This is a genomic window from Streptomyces sp. NPDC059696, assembly GCF_042733745.1.
GTDB lineage: Bacteria > Actinomycetota > Actinomycetes > Streptomycetales > Streptomycetaceae > Streptomyces.
This window is the reverse complement of sequence record NZ_JBHWFG010000046.1, coordinates 1-21,860: the sequence shown is the minus strand read 5'-3', so window position 1 is coordinate 21,860 and position 21,860 is coordinate 1. Positions and strand designations below refer to the sequence as shown.

Annotated in this window: 19 protein-coding genes; 11 read left to right on the top strand and 8 right to left on the bottom strand. The window is 71.2% G+C overall.

Features of this window, described 5'->3' with window-relative positions; all coding sequences use genetic code 11:
- Positions 1 to 367: 367 nt before the first annotated feature.
- On the top strand, positions 368 to 1,153 hold the full coding sequence (locus ACFV20_RS33285) for a protein phosphatase 2C domain-containing protein (protein ID WP_385663821.1): 786 nt from the start codon (positions 368 to 370) through the stop codon (positions 1,151 to 1,153).
- A gap of 72 nt (positions 1,154 to 1,225) precedes the next feature.
- Here the strand turns inward: ACFV20_RS33285 and ACFV20_RS33280 are convergent, their stop codons facing one another.
- Together ACFV20_RS33280 and lon are read right to left on the bottom strand one after the other, a co-directional pair.
- A complete protein-coding gene (locus ACFV20_RS33280; protein WP_385663886.1) occupies positions 1,226 to 1,753 on the bottom strand; it encodes a MarR family winged helix-turn-helix transcriptional regulator in 528 nt (175 codons plus the stop codon).
- A gap of 191 nt (positions 1,754 to 1,944) precedes the next feature.
- Positions 1,945 to 4,359, bottom strand: a complete 2,415-nt coding sequence (gene lon / locus ACFV20_RS33275) for an endopeptidase La (protein ID WP_385663818.1) — start codon at positions 4,357 to 4,359, stop codon at positions 1,945 to 1,947.
- A 188-nt stretch (positions 4,360 to 4,547) separates the two neighbouring features.
- On the opposite strand from lon, the gene ACFV20_RS33270 reads away from it, so the two are divergent.
- On the top strand, positions 4,548 to 5,207 hold the full coding sequence (locus ACFV20_RS33270) for a GNAT family N-acetyltransferase (protein ID WP_385663816.1): 660 nt from the start codon (positions 4,548 to 4,550) through the stop codon (positions 5,205 to 5,207).
- A gap of 140 nt (positions 5,208 to 5,347) precedes the next feature.
- On the opposite strand, the gene ACFV20_RS33265 is transcribed toward ACFV20_RS33270, so the two are convergent.
- Positions 5,348 to 6,148, bottom strand: a complete 801-nt coding sequence (locus ACFV20_RS33265) for a rhomboid-like protein (RefSeq protein WP_385663813.1) — start codon at positions 6,146 to 6,148, stop codon at positions 5,348 to 5,350.
- 172 nt (positions 6,149 to 6,320) lie between these two features.
- Here ACFV20_RS33265 and ACFV20_RS33260 point away from each other — a divergent pair, with 172 nt between their 5' ends.
- From ACFV20_RS33260 to ACFV20_RS33240, 5 genes are all read left to right on the top strand, one after another.
- Positions 6,321 to 6,998 carry a spermidine synthase gene (locus tag ACFV20_RS33260; protein WP_385663810.1) on the top strand — a complete coding sequence of 226 codons (678 nt, stop codon included), beginning with the start codon at positions 6,321 to 6,323 and terminating at the stop codon, positions 6,996 to 6,998.
- Positions 6,999 to 7,133: 135 nt separating this feature from the next.
- Positions 7,134 to 7,874 (top strand): response regulator transcription factor, encoded by a 741-nt coding sequence (locus ACFV20_RS33255; RefSeq protein WP_030851757.1) that lies wholly within the window; start codon positions 7,134 to 7,136, stop codon positions 7,872 to 7,874.
- Entirely contained in the window at positions 7,871 to 8,983 is a 1,113-nt protein-coding gene (locus tag ACFV20_RS33250; protein ID WP_385663807.1) for an ATP-binding protein, read from the top strand. The genes ACFV20_RS33255 and ACFV20_RS33250 overlap by 4 nt, the downstream gene beginning before the upstream one ends.
- 281 nt (positions 8,984 to 9,264) lie before the next feature.
- Complete coding sequence (locus ACFV20_RS33245; RefSeq protein ID WP_385663804.1) at positions 9,265 to 13,095, top strand: multifunctional oxoglutarate decarboxylase/oxoglutarate dehydrogenase thiamine pyrophosphate-binding subunit/dihydrolipoyllysine-residue succinyltransferase subunit; 3,831 nt, start codon at positions 9,265 to 9,267, stop codon at positions 13,093 to 13,095.
- A gap of 85 nt (positions 13,096 to 13,180) precedes the next feature.
- A complete protein-coding gene (locus ACFV20_RS33240) occupies positions 13,181 to 13,360 on the top strand; it encodes a DUF6104 family protein (protein WP_003992906.1) in 180 nt (59 codons plus the stop codon).
- Positions 13,361 to 13,606: 246 nt separating this feature from the next.
- Here ACFV20_RS33240 and ACFV20_RS33235 read toward each other — a convergent pair whose 3' ends face one another.
- Both ACFV20_RS33235 and ACFV20_RS33230 read right to left on the bottom strand, forming a co-directional pair.
- Entirely contained in the window at positions 13,607 to 14,242 is a 636-nt protein-coding gene (locus ACFV20_RS33235; RefSeq protein WP_385663802.1) for a response regulator, read from the bottom strand.
- A complete protein-coding gene (locus ACFV20_RS33230; protein WP_385663799.1) occupies positions 14,239 to 15,453 on the bottom strand; it encodes a sensor histidine kinase in 1,215 nt (404 codons plus the stop codon). Before ACFV20_RS33230 ends, ACFV20_RS33235 begins: the two co-directional genes overlap by 4 nt.
- 173 nt (positions 15,454 to 15,626) lie before the next feature.
- Here ACFV20_RS33230 and ACFV20_RS33225 point away from each other — a divergent pair, with 173 nt between their 5' ends.
- From ACFV20_RS33225 to ACFV20_RS33210, 4 genes are all read left to right on the top strand, one after another.
- Positions 15,627 to 16,715 carry an ABC transporter permease gene (locus tag ACFV20_RS33225; RefSeq protein WP_385663796.1) on the top strand — a complete coding sequence of 363 codons (1,089 nt, stop codon included), beginning with the start codon at positions 15,627 to 15,629 and terminating at the stop codon, positions 16,713 to 16,715.
- Positions 16,712 to 17,386, top strand: a complete 675-nt coding sequence (locus ACFV20_RS33220) for an ABC transporter ATP-binding protein (RefSeq protein WP_385663793.1) — start codon at positions 16,712 to 16,714, stop codon at positions 17,384 to 17,386. The genes ACFV20_RS33225 and ACFV20_RS33220 overlap by 4 nt, the downstream gene beginning before the upstream one ends.
- Positions 17,387 to 17,657: 271 nt before the next feature.
- The gene (locus tag ACFV20_RS33215; RefSeq protein WP_385663883.1) at positions 17,658 to 18,662 is read left to right on the top strand and encodes a DUF4097 domain-containing protein; all 1,005 of its coding nucleotides are present in this window, start codon (positions 17,658 to 17,660) and stop codon (positions 18,660 to 18,662) included.
- Position 18,663: 1 nt separating this feature from the next.
- Positions 18,664 to 19,773: a PadR family transcriptional regulator gene (locus ACFV20_RS33210; protein WP_385663791.1), complete on the top strand. Its 1,110-nt coding sequence runs from the start codon at positions 18,664 to 18,666 to the stop codon at positions 19,771 to 19,773.
- 19 nt (positions 19,774 to 19,792) lie between these two features.
- Here the strand turns inward: ACFV20_RS33210 and ACFV20_RS33205 are convergent, their stop codons facing one another.
- The 3 genes from ACFV20_RS33205 to ACFV20_RS33195 all read right to left on the bottom strand — a co-directional run bounded on the left by ACFV20_RS33205 (position 19,793) and on the right by ACFV20_RS33195 (position 21,648).
- The gene (locus ACFV20_RS33205; RefSeq protein WP_385663788.1) at positions 19,793 to 20,365 is read right to left on the bottom strand and encodes a Clp protease N-terminal domain-containing protein; all 573 of its coding nucleotides are present in this window, start codon (positions 20,363 to 20,365) and stop codon (positions 19,793 to 19,795) included.
- Positions 20,365 to 20,574: an HTH domain-containing protein gene (locus ACFV20_RS33200; RefSeq protein ID WP_003992902.1), complete on the bottom strand. Its 210-nt coding sequence runs from the start codon at positions 20,572 to 20,574 to the stop codon at positions 20,365 to 20,367. The genes ACFV20_RS33205 and ACFV20_RS33200 overlap by 1 nt, the downstream gene beginning before the upstream one ends.
- Positions 20,575 to 20,682: 108 nt before the next feature.
- A complete protein-coding gene (locus ACFV20_RS33195; RefSeq protein ID WP_385663786.1) occupies positions 20,683 to 21,648 on the bottom strand; it encodes a zinc-binding dehydrogenase in 966 nt (321 codons plus the stop codon).
- Positions 21,649 to 21,860: the final 212 nt, after the last annotated feature.

Below are 21,860 nucleotides of genomic sequence, written 5' to 3'. Positions count from 1 at the left end.
GGTGCTCGCATTCCTGACTCGTGAACCCTTGGGCCCGGATGACGCTCCGTCAACTGGTGCGTACTCCCGGTACACTTCCCGACCCTCCCAGCGCCGGTGGGCAGCGCACGCGCATCACCTGACCCGCCACCCGAAGGAGTGAACCCCGGACGGGAGTTGAGGGGCAAGTTCCGCAGGCCTTTGCAGGGGCCTTGCGTGGCACGCCGGTTGGACGACGGCGACGGCCGGTGGCAGTATTCGCCACCACGCCTTCCCGGAACAAATCATTCCCTCCCAAACCCGGCGTCTGACCTGCGCGGCTGCGCCGGTACGGCAACCGTTGCCGGTCTTCTGCGGACGTTGTGAAGGGCTCGTGCAGACTGGCTGGATGCGCACTGAACTCGTGTCCGAGCCGGGAGACGCCGACCGCCCCAACGAGGACTTCGCCGCTGTCGGACTACCGGCCTCGGGACAAGGCGGTTCCGTCGTCGTCCTGGACGGGGTCACACCGCCGAGAACCGGGACGGGCTGTCTGCATTCCGTCCCCTGGTTCACCGCGCGCCTCGGCGGAGCCTTGACCGAACTGACCGTTTCACTCCCGGATGTTCCCCTGGTCGACGCGTTGTCCCACGCCATCGCGCGTACCTCCGAGGCACACGCCGCAACCTGTGACCTTTCTCACCCTCGCACCCCTCAGGCCACGGTGGTGGTGACGCGTTGGAATCCGGCCACGGTGGAGTACCTGGTCCTGTCCGATTCGGCCCTGCTGCTGGAGTCGCCGGACGGCGTGGTGACGCCCGTCCTCGACGACCGGCTGGCCCTGCTCCCCCGCTCGGCGCTGGCCACGGACGCGCTGGTGGACTCCACGTTCCGCAACCTGGAGGGCGGCTTCTTCACGGCGGCCGCCGACCCCTCGGTGGCGGCCCGGGCGGTGACCGGAAAGGTGCCCCGTGGCGAGGTCCGCGCTCTGGCCGCGCTCACCGACGGCGCGGCGCGTTGGGTCGAGCGGTTCGAGCAGGGCGACTGGACGGACTGCCTCCGCCTCGTCCGCAAGGAAGGCCCGCAGGCCCTGGTGGACCGGGTCCGGACCCTGGAGCGGTCGGACGCCGCCGAGACCTTCCTGGGCCGGAGCAAACGGCACGACGACGCGACGGCCGTGTACGTCGAGTTCTAGGCCGCCGGTCGACGGCAGGCTCCAGATCTCCGGTGGGCGGCGGGTTCCGGCTCTCCGGGACGCGCGCCCGGGCTACTTCTCCATGCCGCGGTTGAGCTGGTGCAGCAGCCGGGCCAGTTCCGTGACCTCGCGGGAGTCCCAGTCGGCCAGGCGGCCGGCGTAGCGGGCGCGGCGTGCCTCACGGACCCGGCGGACGCGGTCGTGGCCCTCCTGGGTGAGGGCGACGAGCCAGGCGCGTCCGTCGGCGGGGTCGGGCTCGCGCGCCACGAGCCCGAGTTCCTCCAGGGCACGCAGCTGGCGGGACATGGTCGCCTTGCCGACCCCGATGTAGGCGGCGAGCTCGGTGGCCCGCTGCTTCCCGCACTCGTCGAGCCGCACGAGCAGGCCGTACGCGGACGACTCCAGGTCGGGGTGCACCTCGCGGGCCATCTCGCCCTGGCTGGCCCTCGCGCGGCGCAGCAGCACGGTCAGCTCGCGTTCGAGGGCCAGGAAGGCGGGCTGGTCCACACCGGTTCCCGCCACACCGGGTCCGGTTCCGGCCACGCCCGGTCCTGGCACACCGGCGTCGCGGTGTCCGTCGTCGTTGCCGCCCTCGTGCACGTCAGCCCCTGCCTCGGTCGTCGCCCGGTCGTGAGAATTCCGGTACATGAATTTTCCGCCACCTGCCGTGATCACCGCAGTTCGGCAAGTATTCCGCAGGTCAGGGCATTCGTGTCCACAGGGCCACCACACGGTGAAGGCCCGGGCCTCCCTCACGAGGAACCCGGGCCTCCCCTATCCGGTCACGCCCGTCACGCCGCGACCGGAACCTCCGGCGCCGCCCCGTTGGTCGCGGGCGCGAGCGCCAGCTCCAGGACCTGGCGGACGTCGGTGACGGCGTGGACGTCGAGCTTGTCCAGCACCTCCGCCGGGACGTCGTCCAGGTCGGGCTCGTTGCGCTTGGGGATGATCACCGTGGTGACACCCGCCCGGTGCGCGGCGAGCAGCTTCTGCTTCACCCCGCCGATCGGCAGGACCCGCCCGGTCAGCGAGACCTCGCCGGTCATCGCCACGTCCGTGCGGACCAGCCGGCCGGACAGCAGGGACGCGAGGGCCGTGGTCATCGTGATGCCGGCGCTCGGGCCGTCCTTGGGGACCGCGCCCGCCGGGAAGTGGATGTGCACGCCCCGGTCCTTCAGGTCCGCCACCGGCAGTTCCAGCTCGGCGCCGTGCGAGCGCAGGAAGCTCAGCGCGATCTGCGCGGACTCCTTCATCACGTCGCCCAGCTGACCGGTCAGGGTCAGCCCGGCCGCGCCCGTCTCCGGGTCGGCCAGGGACGCCTCGACGTAGAGCACGTCACCGCCCGCCCCGGTCACCGCGAGACCGGTCGCCACACCGGGCACGGACGTCCGCCGCTCGGCCGGGTCCTGGGCGGACTCGGGCACGTGGTGCGGACGGCCGATCAGGTCGCGCAGGTCCTCGTCCCGGACGGTGAAGGGCAGCTCGCGTTCGCCCAGTTCGTGCTGGGCCGCGACCTTGCGCAGCAGCCGGGCGACGGACCGCTCCAGGGTGCGCACGCCCGCCTCGCGCGTGTACTCGCCGGCGAGCTTGCGCAGCGCTCCCTCGTCGATGGTCACCTCGTCCTTGTCGAGCCCGGCCCGCTCCAGCTGGCGCGGGAGCAGGTGGTCCCGGGCGATGACGACCTTCTCGTCCTCGGTGTAGCCGTCCAGGCGGACGATCTCCATCCGGTCGGCCAGCGCCTCCGGGATCGCCTCCAGGACGTTGGCGGTCGCGAGGAAGACCACGTCGGACAGGTCCAGCTCGACCTCCAGGTAGTGGTCCCGGAAGGTGTGGTTCTGCGCGGGGTCGAGCACTTCGAGGAGGGCGGCGGCCGGGTCGCCCCGGAAGTCCGAGCCCACCTTGTCGATCTCGTCGAGGAGCACGACCGGGTTCATCGACCCGGCCTCCTTGATGGCCCGGACGATACGGCCGGGCAGTGCGCCGACGTACGTACGCCGGTGGCCGCGGATCTCGGCCTCGTCGCGGACGCCGCCGAGGGCGACGCGCACGAACTTACGGCCCATGGCGTGGGCGACGGACTCGCCGAGGCTGGTCTTGCCGACGCCGGGCGGCCCGACGAGCGCGAGCACGGCACCGCCGCGCCGCCCGCCGACCACGCCGAGGCCCCGGTCGTCACGGCGCTTGCGCACCGCCAGGTACTCGGTGATGCGTTCCTTGACGTCCTCCAGGCCGGCGTGCTCGGCGTCCAGGACGGCCTGGGCGCCCCGGATGTCGTAGGCGTCCTCGGTGCGCTCGTTCCACGGCATCTCCAGGACCGTGTCGAGCCAGGTGCGGATCCAGGAGCCCTCGGGCGACTGGTCGGAGGACCGCTCCAGCTTGTCGACCTCCTTGAGCGCGGCCTCGCGGACCTTCTCGGGCAGGTCGGCGGCCTCCACGCGGGTGCGGTAGTCGTCGGACTCCTCGCCCTCCTGCTCGCCGTTGAGCTCGCGCAGCTCCTTGCGGACGGCCTCCAGCTGGCGGCGCAGCAGGAACTCGCGCTGCTGCTTGTCGACGCCCTCCTGGACGTCCTTGGCGATCGACTCGGCCACGTCCTGCTCGGCGAGGTGGTCGCGCAGGTGCTGGGTGGCGAGCTTCAGACGGGCCACCGGGTCGGTGGTCTCCAGCAGCTCGATCTTCTGCTCGGTGGTCAGGAACGGCGAGTAGCCGGAGTTGTCGGCGAGCGCCGGGACGTCGTCGATGGCCTGGACCCGGTCGACGACCTGCCAGGCGCCGCGCTTGCGCAGCCAGGCGGTGGCGAGGGCCTTGTACTCCTTGACCAGTTCGGCGATCTGCCCGGGCAGCGGCTCCGGGACGGTCTCGTCGACGCTGGTGCCTTCGACCCAGAGGGCCGCGCCGGGACCGGTGGTCCCCGCGCCGATGCGCACCCGCTCCCGGCCGCGGATCAGCGCGCCCGGGTCGCCGTCGGCCAGCCGGCCGACCTGTTCCACGGTGCCGAGCACACCGGTGTTCGCGTACGTCCCGTCGATGCGTGGCACCAGGAGTACCCGGGGCTTTCCGGGTGTTGACCGGGCAGCGGCCTGGGCGGCCTCCACCGCGGCACGGACCTCGGAATCGCTCAGGTCCAGCGGGACCACCATCCCGGGCAGCACGACCTCTCCGTCGAGCGGCAGCACGGGCAGGGTGAGCGGTGAGGACGTCGAAGCCATGATCTCCCCTTCGGCAGTCAAGTTGAGCTATGCCGACTCAATGCTTGAGCGCGCCCGGATGTTCCCCAGGGGCTGTTCGCTGTCAGCGATCACCGGTGACGGCCGGGACCGAGGCGCGCGTAAGGTCAGCCGAGTAATAGACGATCAGGCTCAGCGATCATTACAAAGCGCTCACTGAGGGGGATGGCGTGGACAGCACCGTGCAGGCATGGGTGGACGGATGGGTCGTGTCGCGCGGGGCCGCCCCGCCGCTTGCCGAGCCGTGGGGCCGGACGATCGGCGTGGGCATGTACGGGCACGTCACACGTCACGTGTTCGGCGCGACGGGCGAGGACCTCGACGAGGCGACCGTCCGCAAGGTGGCCGAGCAGGTCACGGGGCAGGGGGTCTGGCTCAAGGCCTTCCGGGACCCGTCGGTGGTCTCCGGCTGGCTGGACGACAGCTGGTGGATCGATCCCGAGCCGGGCTGCCTGATGACCGTCCCGCTGGTGGCGGACGGCACTCCCGAGGCGCCCGACGGCTACCGGCTGCGCCAGTGGACGCGGGGCGGAGTGACCCGGCTGATGGTGGCCGCGCCGGACGGGTCCCTGGCGGCGCGCGGCCAGATCGCCCCGACGGGCGTGACCGCCGTCGTCGACCAGATCGAGACGGCGCCCGAACACCGCCGCAAGGGCCTGGGCAGCCTCGTCATGAGGACACTGCAGAACGCCGCCGCCCGGCAGGGGGCGCGGACCGGCGTCCTGGCCGGGACACCCGCGGGACGGGGGCTCTACGAGGCGCTCGGCTGGACCGTGGTGGCCCCGCTGACCAGCGCCCGGCACGACCCGCCGTCCTCCGCCCGGGACTGAAGGGCCTCACCCCTCAGCCGCGGAAGCCCGGCACACCACTGCCTTCCGTCCGGACTGAGGACCTCACACCTCAGCCGCGGAAGCCCCCGCACACCACTGCCTTCCGCCCGGGCCTGAGGGGCCTCACCTTCCGCAGGGCCTCAAGTCCCGGTCGGGCCGAGGCGTGCCGCGTACCACCGTCGGACCGCCGGCCAGGTCGCGATGCCGATGGCCAGGGCGATGACGTGCCCCCAGTTCGTCATCGGGTCGGTGAAGGCGAGCAGGTCCTGGAGCAGCATCCAGCCGAATCCGGCCAGCAGCGGCAGACGCAGCCACGGCGGCAGCAGGCCGGACAGGGCGCCGACGCCGGCGGCGACGCCGAAGCTGACGCCGTAGTCGAGGCGGTGCAGTGAGCTGTCGGGCAGGTGCCCGGCCAGCACGGCGAGGCCCACCGGGACCTCGGTCGCGAGGGTGGCGAGGATGTGCCCGAGCAGGAAGACACCGGCTGTGCGCACGCCCCCGATCCGCCGTTCCAGCGCGGTCAGCACCAGTACGAAGGCGATGGCGAACGGCGAGGTCACCCCGCCCGCGACCCACAGCGCGCTGCCGACCAGCACCAGCTCCGGCGTGCGCAGCAGGTGCGTCACATCCGTGCTGGAGCCCTGGAGCAGGGCGTGCACGAGGGCCGGGTCGGCATGCGCGGAGATCAGCGAGGTGAGGCCGAGGAGGAGTGCGTATCCGAAGGTGAAGGGCGTGCCTGTCGGGGTGGGCAGCAGCCGCCAGGGCCGGATGCGCCGCAGCGCGGGCTCCGCCACCGGGGCGGGCTGCCGTACGTCCGCCGGGGGTCCGTCCCGTGGGCCCCGCTGCCGCGGCACCCCGTCCAGCGACCCCGGGACCAGGGGGCCGAGCGCGCCCGTCGGCGTGGGTGCGGCCGTCTCGCGGGGTGGTGCGGTGCGTTCCACAGCGGACACTCCTTTCCTTCTGGTCCCAGCCTTCGCCCCGGTCACCGCGCTGTCTGTGACCCTCGCCACGCGAGTGCCGATGCACAGCGACCCGAGAGCCCCGCCGCGAGCCCGGCGTGAGGCCCGGCGAATTGCGAGGCGCCACACGCCCCTCCCCTGTCAGGATGCCCCCATGCCTACCTCGTACGACATTCCCGATGTCCTGGACCGTCGCGAGGGCCCCCACGGTGAGGTGGTGCTGCGGCGGCACGGCGACCGGCTGGAGATCATCTCCAACGGCTGTTTCCTGATGGACACCTCCGACGGCCGCTCGGAGCGGCGGCTGGTCGACGCGGCCCTGGAGGCGCTGACCGGACGGGACCACCCCGAGGTCCTGATCGGCGGACTCGGCGTCGGCTTCTCCCTCGCGCACGCCGCGGCGGACCCGCGCTGGGGGCGGATCACGGTGGTGGAACGCGAGCGCGCGATCGTCGAATGGCACCGCGACGGGCCGCTCTCCGTCCTGTCCGCCCGGGCCCTGGCCGATCCGCGCACGCACATCGTGGAGGCCGATCTCGTCGCACACGTCAATGAGACATCCGCCACGTATGACGCCCTGTGTCTCGACATCGACAACGGACCCGGCTGGACCGTCACGGAGGGCAACGGAGTTCTCTACCGGGAAGCCGGACTGGCAAGCTGCGCAAGGGTGTTGAGACCCGGCGGGGTTCTGGCGGTCTGGTCCGCCCAGCCGTCACCGGAATTCGAAGAAACCTTGCGGAATGCCGGGTTCCAGCAGGTGCGTACCGAAGAGATCCCGGTTGCCCGGGGCGTTCCGGACGTCGTGCACCTCGCCATCAGCCCTGGATAGCAAAGGCGTACTGACTCCCCGTACGCTGCTCCTCTGACGCCGATCATTCAAGCGTCAATCGCAACCATGCGCAGGCATAGCCAGTCAGAAGGAATCACCCCACTGATTCCGGAAAGCACACCCCAGGGGCGGGCGATGGAGCAGACACAGACCTCCCACAACGGTTCGGCGACGGCTACTCCGGGCGCACAGCGCCGGGTCCTGGTGGTCGAGGACGACGCGACGATCGTGGACGCCATCGCGACCCGCCTGCGCGCCGAGGGATTCCTCGTGCAAACGGCGGGCGACGGCCCGGCCGCGGTCGACACCGCCGAGGCGTGGCAGCCCGACCTGCTGATCCTCGACATCATGCTGCCCGGCTTCGACGGTCTGGAGGTCTGCCGCCGCGTGCAGGCCGCCCGCCCGGTGCCGGTGATGATGCTCACCGCGCGCGACGACGAGACCGACATGCTGGTCGGGCTCGGCGTCGGCGCCGACGACTACATGACCAAGCCGTTCTCGATGCGGGAGCTGGCGGCGCGCGTGCACGTCCTGCTGCGCCGGGTGGAGCGCGCCGCCATCGCGGCGGCCACACCCCGTTCCGGCATCCTGCGCCTCGGCGAGCTGGAGATCGACCACGCACAGCGCCGGGTCCGGGTGCGCAGCGAGGACGTCCACCTCACGCCCACCGAGTTCGACCTGCTGGTGTGCCTGGCGAACACCCCGCGCGCGGTGCTCTCCCGGGAGCAGCTGCTCGCCGAGGTCTGGGACTGGGCGGACGCCTCCGGCACCCGCACGGTCGACAGCCACATCAAGGCGCTGCGCCGGAAGATCGGCGCCGAGCGGATCCGCACGGTGCACGGCGTGGGGTACGCCCTGGAGACCCCGACGCCATGAGCGGCGGGCCGGCCGCACGGAGAAACCCCCGGGAGCCGGATCCCTGGGGCGGGGTGAGCCCGTTCTCGATCAAGACCAAGCTGGGCGCGCTGGTCGTCATCTCGGTGCTGATCACCACAGGTCTGTCGGTGATCGCGGTGCACACCAAGACGGAGCTGCGCTTCATCACGGTCTTCTCGATGATCGCCACGCTTCTCATTACGCAGTTCGTGGCCCATTCGCTCACGGCGCCGCTGGACGAGATGACCGCGGTGGCCCGTTCCATCTCGCAGGGCGACTACACCCGCCGCACGCGGGAGAACCGCCGCGACGAGCTGGGCGCCCTGGCCGTGACCATCAACGCCATGGCCGACGAGCTGGAGGCCCAGGACAGCCAGCGCAAGGAACTCGTGGCGAACGTCTCACACGAGTTGCGCACGCCCATCGCGGGACTGCGCGCGGTGCTGGAGAACATCGTCGACGGCGTCACGCAGGCCGACCCGGAGACCATGCGCACGGCGCTGAAGCAGACCGAGCGCCTCGGGCGGCTGGTGGAGACACTGCTGGACCTGTCCCGCCTGGACAACGGCGTCGTACCGCTGAAACAGCGGCGGTTCGAGGTGTGGCCGTACCTGTCCGGCGTGCTGAAGGAGGCCAACATGGTCGCCTCCGTGCGCGCGGGCATCGCCACCGGCTCGGGCAGTCACACCCGTACGGACGTCCATCTCCACCTCGACGTCCATCCGCCGGAGCTGACCGCGCACGCCGACCCCGAGCGCATCCACCAGGTCGTCGCCAACCTGATCGACAACGCGGTCAAGCACAGCCCGCCGCACGGCCGGGTGACGGTCAAGGCGCGGCGGGGTTCCCTGCCGGAGTCGCTGGAGCTGGAGGTCCTCGACGAGGGCCCCGGCATTCCGAAGTCCGAGTGGCACCGCGTCTTCGAGCGGTTCAACCGCGGCAGCGCCAAGCGGCCGCAGGGCCCGGGCAGCGACGGCGGCACGGGCCTCGGCCTGGCGATCGCCCGCTGGGCGGTGGACCTGCACGGGGGCCGGATCGGAGTGGCCGAATCCGAGCGAGGTTGCCGGATTCTTGTCACTCTTCCGGGACTTACATCTGTGCCAAGTTGACGTAAAGTTCGAAGCGGAGCCACAAGATCCACGGGCGTCCGCGCTGACGGACACGTGTGATCAGGCACGGGCCCGCGCCATCGGCGCCCCGGGCCCTGCCCCGCCCTTCCCTCACGAAGCGGAACCACGCTTGTTTCCCGCCATTTCAAGCCCCGAAACACGGTTCCAGATGTGACTTGCACGACGTTGCACGGGCCCGGCCTGACCTTCCCCGTCCAGGGGGCGTAGCCTTGATTCCCGCTGTCCATCATCTTGTGAAGCGGAAGAGGGCGGTTGCCGCCGTGTCGCCACAGTCCCCCAGTAACTCGAGCATCTCGACCGACACCGACCAAGCGGGGAAGAACCCTGCCGCGTCGTTCGGTGCCAACGAGTGGCTCGTCGACGAGATCTATCAGCAGTACCTCCAGGACCCGAATTCGGTAGACCGAGCCTGGTGGGACTTCTTCGCCGACTACAAGCCAGGGGCGGCCGCCGCCTCGGCTCCGGCGGGTACCGCGGCCGCGGGGGCCGCGGGGACCACCACCACCGCTCAGCCGGCCGCTCCGGCCACTCCCGCGCAGGCCCCGGCCCCGGCCGCCGAGAAGCCCGCCGCGGCTCCGGCCCCCGCCCCGGCTCCGGCCCCGGCGAAGCCCGCCGCTCAGGCCGCGGCCCCGGCCCCGGCGCAGAAGGCCGCCCCGGCCGCGAAGCCCGCCGCCAAGCCGGCCGCCGCCGCGAAGAAGGCCGAGCCGGCCGCCGAGGCCCCCTCGGGCCCCGAGCAGGTCGTGCTGCGCGGCCCCGCCGCCGCGGTCGCGAAGAACATGAACGCCTCCCTGGAAGTGCCCACGGCCACGTCCGTGCGCGCCGTCCCGGTGAAGCTGCTGTTCGACAACCGCATCGTCATCAACAACCACCTGAAGCGGGCCCGGGGCGGGAAGATCTCCTTCACGCACCTGATCGGCTACGCGATGGTGCAGGCCATCAAGGCCATGCCGTCGATGAACTACTCCTACGCGGAGAAGGACGGCAAGCCGACCCTGGTCAAGCCGGAGCACGTCAACTTCGGCCTCGCCATCGACCTGGTCAAGCCCAACGGCGACCGCCAGCTCGTGGTCGCGGGCATCAAGAAGGCCGAGACGCTGAACTTCTTCGAGTTCTGGCAGGCCTACGAGGACATCGTCCGCCGCGCCCGCGACGGCAAGCTCGGCATGGACGACTTCACCGGTGTGACGGTCTCCCTGACCAACCCCGGCGGCCTCGGCACCGTCCACTCCGTGCCGCGTCTGATGCCCGGCCAGTCCGTGATCATGGGCGTCGGCTCCATGGACTACCCGGCGGAGTTCCAGGGCACCTCCCAGGACACCCTGAACAAGCTCGGCATCTCGAAGGTCATGACGCTCACGTCGACCTACGACCACCGGGTCATCCAGGGCGCCGCCTCCGGCGAGTTCCTGCGGATCGTCGCGAACCTCCTCCTCGGCGAGAACGGCTTCTACGACGACATCTTCGAGGCGCTGCGCATCCCCTACGAGCCGGTCCGCTGGCTCAAGGACATCGACGCCAGCCACGACGACGACGTCACGAAGGCCGCCCGTGTCTTCGAGCTGATCCACTCCTACCGGGTCCGCGGCCACGTCATGGCCGACACCGACCCGCTGGAGTACCAGCAGCGCAAGCACCCCGACCTGGACATCACCGAGCACGGGCTCACCCTGTGGGACCTGGAGCGCGAGTTCGCCGTCGGCGGCTTCTCGGGCAAGTCGATGATGAAGCTGCGCGACATCCTCGGTGTCCTGCGTGACTCGTACTGCCGCACCACCGGCATCGAGTTCATGCACATCCAGGACCCCAAGCAGCGCAAGTGGATCCAGGACCGCGTGGAGCGGCCGCACTCCAAGCCGGAGCGCGAGGAGCAGCTGCGCATCCTGCGCCGTCTGAACGCCGCCGAGGCCTTCGAGACGTTCCTGCAGACCAAGTACGTCGGCCAGAAGCGCTTCAGCCTGGAGGGCGGCGAGTCCGTCATCCCGCTGCTGGACGCGGTGCTGGACTCGGCCGCCGAGTCCCGCCTGGACGAGGTCGTCATCGGCATGGCCCACCGCGGCCGGCTGAACGTCCTCGCCAACATCGTCGGCAAGTCGTACGCGCAGATCTTCCGCGAGTTCGAGGGCAACCTCGACCCGAAGTCGATGCACGGCTCCGGTGACGTGAAGTACCACCTGGGCGCCGAGGGCACCTTCACCGGTCTCGACGGCGAGCAGATCGCGGTCTCCCTGGTCGCGAACCCCTCGCACCTGGAGGCGGTGGACCCGGTCCTGGAGGGCGTCTCGCGCGCCAAGCAGGACATCATCAACAAGGGTGGCACGGACTTCACGGTCCTGCCGGTGGCGATCCACGGCGACGCGGCCTTCGCGGGCCAGGGCGTGGTGGCCGAGACCCTGAACATGTCGCAGCTGCGCGGCTACCGCACCGGCGGCACGGTCCACATCGTCATCAACAACCAGGTCGGCTTCACCGCGGCCCCCGAGTCCTCGCGTTCCTCGATGTACGCGACGGACGTGGCCCGCATGATCGAGGCCCCGATCTTCCACGTGAACGGCGACGACCCGGAGGCCGTGGTCCGTGTGGCCCGTCTGGCCTTCGAGTTCCGCCAGGCGTTCAACAAGGACGTGGTGATCGACCTCATCTGCTACCGCCGCCGCGGTCACAACGAGTCGGACAACCCGGCCTTCACCCAGCCGCTGATGTACGACCTGATCGACAAGAAGCGCTCGGTGCGCAAGCTCTACACCGAGTCCCTGATCGGTCGCGGCGACATCACCCTGGAAGAGGCCGAGCAGGCGCTGCAGGACTACCAGGGCCAGCTGGAGAAGGTCTTCACGGAGGTCCGTGAGGCCACGTCCCAGCCGGCCACGGTCGAGCCGACGGACCCGCAGGCCGAGTTCCCGGTCGCCGTGAACACCGCGGTGACCACGGAGGTCGTCAAGCGGATCGCCGAGTCCCAGGTCAACATCCCCGACCACATCACCGTCCACCCGCGTCTGCTGCCGCAGCTGCAGCGCCGGGCGGCGATGGTCGAGGACGGCACCATCGACTGGGGCATGGGCGAGACCCTCGCGATCGGCTCCCTCCTGCTGGAGGGCGTCCCGGTCCGCCTCGCGGGCCAGGACTCGCAGCGCGGTACGTTCGGCCAGCGCCACGCGGTCATCATCGACCGCAGCACGGGCGAGGAGTACACCCCGCTGCAGTACCTCTCCGAGGACCAGGCGCGGCTCAACGTCTACAACTCCCTCCTCTCCGAGTACGCGGCGATGGGCTTCGAGTACGGCTACTCGCTGGCCCGCCCCGAGGCGCTCGTGATGTGGGAGGCGCAGTTCGGCGACTTCGTCAACGGCGCCCAGACGGTCGTCGACGAGTTCATCTCGTCGGCCGAGCAGAAGTGGGCCCAGACCTCCGGCGTCGTGCTGCTCCTGCCGCACGGCTACGAGGGCCAGGGCCCGGACCACTCCTCGGCCCGCCCCGAGCGCTTCCTCCAGATGTGCGCGCAGAACAACATGACGGTCGCCATGCCGACGTCGCCGTCGAACTACTTCCACCTCCTGCGGTGGCAGGTGCACAACCCGCACCACAAGCCGCTGGTGGTCTTCACGCCGAAGTCGATGCTGCGCCTGAAGGCGGCGGCGGCGAAGGCGGAGGAGTTCACGACCGGGCAGTTCCAGCCGGTCATCGGCGACTCCTCGGTCGACCCGGCCGCGGTCAAGAAGGTCGTCTTCTGCGCCGGCAAGGTCTACTACGACCTCGACGCCGAGCGCCAGAAGCGCGGCGTGACGGACACGGCGATCATCCGCATCGAGCGCCTGTACCCGCTGCCGGGTGCCGAGCTCCAGGCGGAGATCAAGAAGTACCCGAACGCCGAGAAGTACCTGTGGGCCCAGGAGGAGCCGGCGAACCAGGGTGCCTGGCCGTTCATCGCGCTCAACCTGATCGACCACCTGGACCTGGCGGTCGGCGCGGACGTCCCGCACGGCGAGCGGCTGCGGCGCATCTCCCGCCCGCACGGCTCGTCCCCGGCGGTGGGTTCCGCGAAGCGGCACCAGGCGGAGCAGGAGCAGCTGGTGCGTGAGGTGTTCGAGGCGTAATCGCCCTCGCACGTCGTTCGCGGCCGGGCCGCATCCCCGCTTCGGGGGTGCGGCCCGGCCGTTTTCGCGCACCTATCCTTGAGGCATGTACTTCACGGACCGTGGCATCGAGGAACTGGAGAAGCGGCGCGGCGAGGAGGAAGTCACCTTCGAGTGGCTCGCCGAGCAACTGCGGACGTTCGTCGATCTCAATCCCGACTTCGAGGTGCCGGTGGAGCGACTGGCCACGTGGCTGGCGCGTCTGGACGACGAGGACGACGAGTAGCCACCGGCTCCGGTCCCGGGCGACGTCATCCGCGCGTCTCCAAGAATCCCCCGGCGTGCCGTGCGCGAGGAGCAGGCGGGCGTCAGATGCACCCCGCGGTCTGTCAGAGCCGTGGCGCACCACCCCCAGGTCACCCCGAGGTCTTGAGAGGACTTCCGCTGACGGCGGCCCGGGGAAACGTGGTCGGTGCGGGGCTCTCGCAGCACTCCCGCATCCGTGCAGATGCGAGAACCGCCTGTGCTCGGGTCAGCGGCGGATGAGGCCGAGGTCGGTCGCGGTGGCGACGGCGGCGGTGCGGGAGTCGACGTCGAGCTTGGCGTAGATGCGGGTGAGATGAGATTTGACCGTGCCCTCGGTCAGGTGGAGGCGTGCGCCGATGGCTTGGTTGGACAGTCCCTCGGCGACCAGAACGAGAACCTCGCGTTCGCGTCGGGTCAGGGCGGCGTGCGGAGCGCGCAGGCGGTTCATCAGCCGGTCGGCGACGGTGGGGGCGAGTGTGGTGCGTCCGGTGGCTGCGGTCCGTACCGCGGCGGCCAGATCCTCGGGCGGAGCGTCCTTGAGGAGGTAGCCGGTGGCGCCGGCCTCGATGGCGGGCAGGGTGTCGGCGTCGGAGTCGTACGTGGTGACGATCAGCACGCGGGGGGCGCCAGGCCGGCTGGTGATCGCCGCGGTGGCTTCGGCGCCACCCATTCCTCTGCCGAACTGCAGGTCCATGAGGACGACGTCGATGTCGCCCAGCGCCGCGCGGGCGACGGCGTCTTCCGCGGTGGCGGCCTCGGCGACGACGGTGAGGCCGGGTTCGGTCTCCAGCACGGCGCGCAGCCCGGCGCGCACGACGGGGTGGTCGTCGGCCAGAAGCAGTCGGATCGGCTGGTCGCTCACGGACGGTCCTCGGGGTCGGTGGTCGGGGGGAGGGGGAGCCGTGCGGCCAGCGTGGTGCCGTGGCCCGGGGCGGATGCGATGGTGAGGGTGCCGCCGAGGGCGTGCATGCGGGCACGCATGGCGGGCAGTCCGAAGCCGCCGTTTTCGGGGTCGGGGGCGGGAAGCAGGCCGGGGTCGAAGCCGGTTCCGTCGTCGACGACGTCGAGGGCGACCCGGTCGCCGAGGTAGCTGAGGGTGACGTCGGCGGTCGTGGCGTCGGCGTGGCGGACGGTGTTGGCGAGGGCGGACTGGGCGATGCGCAGCAGGGCGACCTCGTGCGCGGTCGGCAGCGGGGCCGCCCGGCCGGTGAGGTGGAAGTGCGCGGCGAGCCGGTGCCGGGCGCTGGTGGTGGTGCACAGGCGTTCCAGGGCGCCGGCCAGGGTGTGGCTGTCCAGGGCGGGTGGGGTGAGGGCAGCGACGAAGCGGCGTGCTTCGGCGAGGTTGTCCACGGCCGCCTGGCGGGCCTGGTCCACGTGGCGGGCGGCGGTCTCGGGGGTGCCGGGCAGCGCGCGTTCAGCGGCGCGCAGCAACAGTTGGATGCTGGACAGTCCCTGGGCGAGAGTGTCATGGATCTCGCGGGCCAGGCGTTCGCGCTCGGCCAGCACCCCGGCGGTGTGCTGGGCTCTGGCCAGGTCGGCGCGGGTGGCGGTGAGTTCCTCGATCAGCTTGCGGCGCTGTTCGCTCTCCCGGTACAGGGTCTGGTATCCCCAGACCACGGCGACGGCGACGGCGGCGCCGAGTGCGGGACCGATCGCCATCGCCGGGCTGAAGGACCCGGTGTGGGCGGCGAACGCGGCGATCGCCACGAGCGCGGTCGCGGCGACCGCGGCCAGACCGGTGCGGCGCGGCAGCAGATGGAGCTGGAGGAAGTACAGCGGAAAGGCCACCCAGACCCCGTCGGCGGACACGGTCAGCAGCCCCAGCCACAAGACGCCGACCACGCCCAGCCACCAGGTAGCCGCCCGGCGGGAGCGGCGGATGCGCGGCACGAGCGGTCCGGCCGCGGACACCGCGGCGCACGCCCCCGCCAGGGCGACGGTCATCGCGGTGTGCGGCCGGCTGCCGGTCACGGCGCGGCCCGCGGCCAGGGCGAGCAGGGCGATGATCAGCAGGTGCAGGCACCAGGCGAGAGCCCGGCTGGTCGGGGTCGGGGCGGGAGCGACGGTGTTCACAGTGCTTGCAACCCTACGGACCGGGACGTGAGGCGGCCTCCATCGAAAGTCACAACCCCCGTGCCGTCTTCCGGCCCGGAAAGTGCCCTCCTGCGCCAGACGCGCACACCGGGGGCCAACGGCGACGGTGAGGTCCTACCCGGTTCCACCACAAGAGAGGGCAGGCCACCGACGTGTTCGTCGCCTGGAGCGATCTGAGGTTCGCCAAGGGGCGTTTCGCCCTGATGGGGACCGTCATCGTGCTCATCACCCTGTTGGTCGGTCTGCTGTCCGGCCTGACCGCCGGCCTGGGCCGGCAGAACATCTCCGCCATCACCGGCCTGCCCGCCGACAAGATCGCCTTCCAGGCGCCCGGCGGCGGACAGGACGTGTCGTACTCCAACTCAACCGTCACCGCCGAGCAGTGGCAGCAGTGGGCCAGAACCCCTGGCGTGAAGAGTGCCGAGCCGCTGGGGATCACCACCACCAAGGCCACCTCCGGCGACAGGAGCACCGGGGTGTCCGCCTTCGGCGTCCAGCCCGGTTCCCGCCTCGCCCCGCACAGCGACAAGCTGGACGAGCGGTCGGTGGTGCTGTCCACCACCGCCGCCGACGACCTCGGGATCAGCGCGGGTGACACCCTCGCCCTGGCCGGGCAGCAGCTGACCGTCGCCGCTGTCGGGGGAGACGCGTTCTTCAGTCACACCCCGGTCGTCTGGACCAGCCTCGCTGTCTGGCGGAAGGCCGCACCCCCCACCGCCGACGGTGACGGCCCGACCGCGACCGTGATCGCCCTGACCACCGCCTCCGGCGCGGACACGGCCGCCGCCGACCGGGCCGCGGACACGAGGACGGTTTCCAAGGAGGACTCGCTGTCCGCGATCGGCTCCTACACCTCCGAGAACGGCTCCCTGCAGCTGATGCGCGGCTTCCTGTTCGCCATCTCCGCCCTGGTCGTCGGCGCCTTCTTCACCGTGTGGACCATCCAGCGCAGCGGCGACGTCGCCGTCCTCAAGGCCCTCGGCGCCTCCACCGCGGATCTGCTCAAGGACGCCCTCGGCCAAGCCGTCGTCCTCCTCACCGGCGGCACCCTGATCGGCACCGGCATCGCCGCCGGCCTCGGCTCCCTCGTCGCCGGCAACACGGTGCCGTTCCTCCTCACCCCCGCCACCGTCCTGCTCCCCGCCGCCGTGATGATCCTCCTCGGCGCCCTCGGGGCCGGTCTGTCCGTCCGCCGCATCACCTCCGTCGACCCGCTGACCGCCCTGGGGAGTGCCCGATGAGCCTGAGCCTGACCGACATCACCCTCACCTACCCCGACGGCGGGACCCGTCTGACCGCCCTCGACCAGGTCACGCTCGACGTCCCCCACGGCAGCCTCACCGCCGTCGTCGGCCCGTCCGGCTCCGGCAAGTCCAGCCTCCTGGCCGTCGCCGCCACCCTCATCACCCCCGACTCCGGCACGGTCACCATTGACGGCACCGACACCACCGGCATGAGCCGCGGTGAGCTCACCGACCTGCGCCGCCACAAGATCGGCATCGTCTTCCAGCAGCCCCACCTGCTGCCCTCCCTCACCGCCGCCGAACAGCTCCAGGTCATGGCACAGATCGGCGGACGCAAACCCCGCACCGCCCGGACCCGCGCGAAGGAACTCCTCGATGCCGTCGGCCTCGCCGACCAGGCCGACCGCCGCCCCCACCAGCTCTCCGGCGGTCAGCGCCAGCGCGTCAGCATCGCGCGGGCCCTGATGAACGACCCCACCATCCTGCTGGTCGACGAACCCACCAGCGCCCTCGACCGCGAACGCGGCGCTGCCGTCATCGGCCTGATCACCCGCCTCACCCACGAGCAGGCCACCGCCACCGTCCTGGTCACCCACGACCGCACCCACCTCACCGCCGCCGACCAGATCGCCGAAGTCCAGGACGGCCGCCTGCACCTGCCCGCATGAGGGGTCCCCCTCCGGCACCCGGCTGACGGCAGCCGCCCCCCTCACCAATCAACGATCTTCCTGGGGATCTCGCCGCGGCCCCCGGTGACCGCGCCCGGCCGACCATGATCCATTTCAGCGCCGACGCTCGTGCCGATGTTCCCGGAGACCGCAGGAGCCTGCTCGGCCTCCCCGCCGTCCCCGAAACGGGTGTCTTGACTTTCCCCGACCGCGATATATCGTGAATACGAGAGGACGCGATATGGCGCGTCCGTTCGGGGAGGTCTTCGCCATGTCCGAGTGGTCCGTCTCAGAGCCGAGGAAGCTCACCTTCGACGAGCCGGTGAGCGACCTGCGTGTACGCCTGGTCAACGGCACGGTGAACGTGGTGGGCACCGAGGAGCCCTCCGCCCGCCTGGAGATCTCCGAGATCGAGGGCCCGCCCCTGCTGGTCACCCACGAGGACGGCGTCCTGACGGTGGCCTACGAGGACCTGCCTTGGAAGGGTTTCCTCAAGTGGCTGGACCGCAAGGGCTGGCGTCGCAGCGCGGTGGTCTCCCTGGCCGTCCCCGCCGGCACCGGCGTCGAGGTGGGCGTGGTGGGCGCCGCCGCCGTGGTCTCCGGGATCCGGGGCACGTCGGTGGTCAAGGGTGTCACCGGCAACACGACCCTGGTGGGTCTCTCCGGCCCGGTGCGTGCCGACACGGTCTCGGGCAGCCTGGAGGCCCAGGACGTGACCGGCGACCTGCGGTTCAACTCCGTGTCCGGGGATCTGACGGTGATCGAGGGCTCCGGCCCCTCCGTGCGGGCGGAGTCGGTCAGCGGCTCGATGATCGTCGACCTCGATCCGAACGGCCCGACGGACGTCCGGCTGACCAGCGTCTCGGGCGAGATCGCCATCCGGCTGCCGTACCCGGCGGACGCGGAGGTCGAGGCGAACACGGCGAGCGGATCCCTCTCCAACGCCTTCGACGGCCTGCGGGTGCACGGCCAGTGGGGAGCCCACAAGATCACGGGCCGTCTGGGCGCGGGCACCGGCAAACTGCGGGCCACCACCGTCTCCGGCTCCATCGCCCTGCTCCGCCGCCCGGCCGGCGAGGAGGATCACGACGACGCGCCATGGGAGGACACGCCATGGGAGGACACGCCACGGGGGACCGGGCCCGGCAGCGGCAGCGCGGCGACAGCCCCGGCGGGCGACCGCCCGGACGGCTCGGGGGACAATTCCGTCTCCGGCCCGGGCGATGACGCCCCCACCACCCCGGCCGACGGCACAACCGACAAGAAGGTGCTCTGACATGCCTCCCGTCTTCGCCCACGGCCGCCTCCGTCTCTACCTGCTGAAGCTGCTGGACGAGGCTCCCCGCCACGGCTACGAGGTGATCCGCCTCCTCGAAGAGCGCTTCCAGGGGCTGTACGCGCCCTCGGCGGGCACGGTCTACCCGCGCCTGGCCAAGCTGGAGGCAGAGGGCCTGGTCACGCACACGACCGAGGGCGGCCGCAAGGTCTACTCGATCACCGACGCGGGCCGTGCCGAACTGGCCGACCGCAGCGGCGAACTGGCCGACCTGGAGCTGGAGATCCGCGAGTCGGTCGCGGAACTGGCCGCGGAGATCCAGGCCGACGTGCGCGGAGCCGCCGGCGACCTGCGCCGCGAGATGCGGGCGGCGGCGACGGAGGCCCGCCGGGGCAACGGCACGGGGACCGATGGCACGACGGGCGCCCCCTTCGGCGACTTCACACAGCACGGCGACAAGGAGGCCTGGCGCATCGCCAAGGAGGAGATGCGCCGCGCCCGGCAGGAGTGGAAGGAACAGGCCCGGCGCGCCAAGGACGAGAGCCGCCGCGCCCGCGAGGACGCCCAGCGCGCCCGCCGCCAGGCGAAGGAGGCCCAGGAACAGGCCCGCGCCCAGGCGCAGGAGCAGGTCCAGCGCATCACCCGCCGCGTCCAGGAGCAGGTGCAGGACCACTTCGCCCGCGGCGACTGGCCGACGGGGCTGCGCGAGGGCCTGAGCGAACTGGTCAAGGAGGTCGGCGAGTTCGGGAAGGACTACGGCAAGGACTTCGGCTTCGACTGGACCGGCACAGGCGCCGGCGCAGGCGCCGCCACCGCCACAGGCACCGCCACCGGCACCGGCACCGGAAAGCCGACCGAGGGGCGCACCCCCTCACGGCCCGCCGAGGACTTCCCGGCCGCCTACGAACCGGCCTGGGCCCACGAGGACGCCGCGGACTCCACCGGCGACCCGGCCCGCGACCTGGACCGCCTGCTCGACCGCTTCCGGGACGACATCCGTGACGCGGCCCGCGACCACGGCGTCACGCCCGAGCAGCTGCGCGACGCCCGCCGCCACCTGTCGACCGCTGCGGCCCACATAGGAGCCCTCCTGCGCACCCAGAAGAAATAGGCACCCAGGACGCGGCCCCTTAGCCGGCCTTGGCCTCGCCGCCACTCCCGTACAGCACCCGCACCACGGAGGCGTACGTCACCCCGTGCCCGGCGAGGACCTCGGCGGGCACTCCGGGGCGGGTGGTCAGGGCCAGCAGGATGTGCTCGTCCCCGATGTGCCGGTCCCGCTGGGCGAGGGCGACCCGCAAGGAGCGCTCCAGCACGTCCTTGGCCCCCCGCCCGAAGGAAACACGCCCCGACCACCACCGTTTGTCCTTCGAGCCGCCCGCCAGGGCTCCGACGCCGTGCGCCTGTTCCACCCGGGTGACGATCTCCTCCACGTCGATCCCGAGCCCGGCGAGCGCGTCGGTCTCGGCCTGCGTCAGCCCGGCCCGCCGCCATGCCTCACGCAGAGCCTCCCGCACGGACTCCCGTCGCTCGTCGAGCCCGAGCGCGGCGAGCGCGAAAGACCCACGACTGCCCTCCCGGTCGAGCAGCGCCAGCAGCATGTGCTCCGGCTCCACACACCGTCCATCGCCACCACTCCCCTCCACATACGCGTAAGCGCCCTTGACCACATCCCTGGCGTCTTTCGTGAACCGCTCGAACATCAATGCCTCCCGTACTTCTTGTGCACGGCCTGCCTGCTCACACCGAGTTCGGTGGCGATCTCCTGCCACGACCAGCCCTGGTTGCGCGCATTGCGCACCTGTACGGCTTCCAACTGCTCCAGGAGCCGACGCAGCGCGGCGACGGCCCGTAGGCCGACCCGTGGGTCACGGTCACCCGCGCGCTCGGCGAGATCCGTTGCTTCGGTCATGCTGTCAACCTACGTTGACACCCCACTCGCGTCAACCCCAGTTGACACCCGGCGCGCGAAAACGGCCGGCCCGCACCGGACCGACCGTCGACGCACCTTGAAGGGGACTCAGGGATTCGTCAGCACGACCTTCCCGAACTGCTCGCCCGCAGCAAGCCGCTCGAAGCCCTCACGCGCCCGGTCCATCGGCAGGACCTCGTCGATGACTGGCCGCACACCGGTGGCGGCGCAGAAGGACAACAGGTCCTCCAGCTCGTCCTTGGTGCCCATCGTGGAACCGACGACCTTGAGCTCGAGGAAGAAGATCCGGGTCAGCTCGGCGTGGGAGGGCCGGTCGCCGCTGGTGGCCCCGGAGATGACCAGGGTGCCGCCGGGCCTCAGCGACTTCACGGAGTGCGACCAGGTGGCGGCCCCGACGGTCTCGATGACGGCGTCGACCCGCTGCGGCAGCCTCGCCCCGGACTCCAGCGCCTCGACGGCCCCGAGCTCCAGGGCCCGCTTTCGCTTGGCCTCGTCCCGGCTGGTGGCGAAGACCCGGAGTCCCGCGGCCTTCCCCAGCACGATCGCCGCCGTGGCGACACCGCCACCGGCGCCCTGCACCAGCACGGAGTCCCCGGGGCGTACCCCCGCGTTGGTGAACAGCATCCGGTACGCGGTCAGCCACGCCGTCGGCAGACAGGCGGCCTCCGCGAAGGAGAGCTCCTTGGGCTTGGGCAGGACGTTCCAGGTCGGCACGGAGACCTGTTCGGCGAAGGTGCCCTGGTAACGCTCGGTGAGGATGGAACGGGGTTCCTTCGGGCCGACCCCGTGCCCGCTCTGTCCGATCACGGAGTGCAGGACGACCTCGTTGCCGTCCTCGTCGACACCGGCGGCGTCACAGCCGAGGATCATCGGCAGCTTGTCCTCTGCGAGGCCCACGCCGCGCAGGGACCAGAGGTCGTGGTGGTTGAGGGAGGCGGCCTTGACCGTGACGGTACTCCAGCCGGGACGGGCCTCGGGAGCCGGACGCTCCCCCAACTCCAGGCCGGACAGCGGCTGGTCGCGGTCGATTCGGGCGGCGTAGACAGCGAACATGACCTTGACGATAGGTTCCATGAGCACCCGAAGGAACCATCCACCCCTGTGAGACACGCCCTCTTGCCAGCTGGGCCCCGGTGTTGCTGGGGCCACCGCCTACGACGCGAAGCCGTACGCACCCGCACCCGCGTACGGCGAGAAGGGGCCGTGTCGGGGGGTGTCAGTTTGTATTGTTTTGCGCGTCAACGAAAAGTGAGTTGGGTTGATAT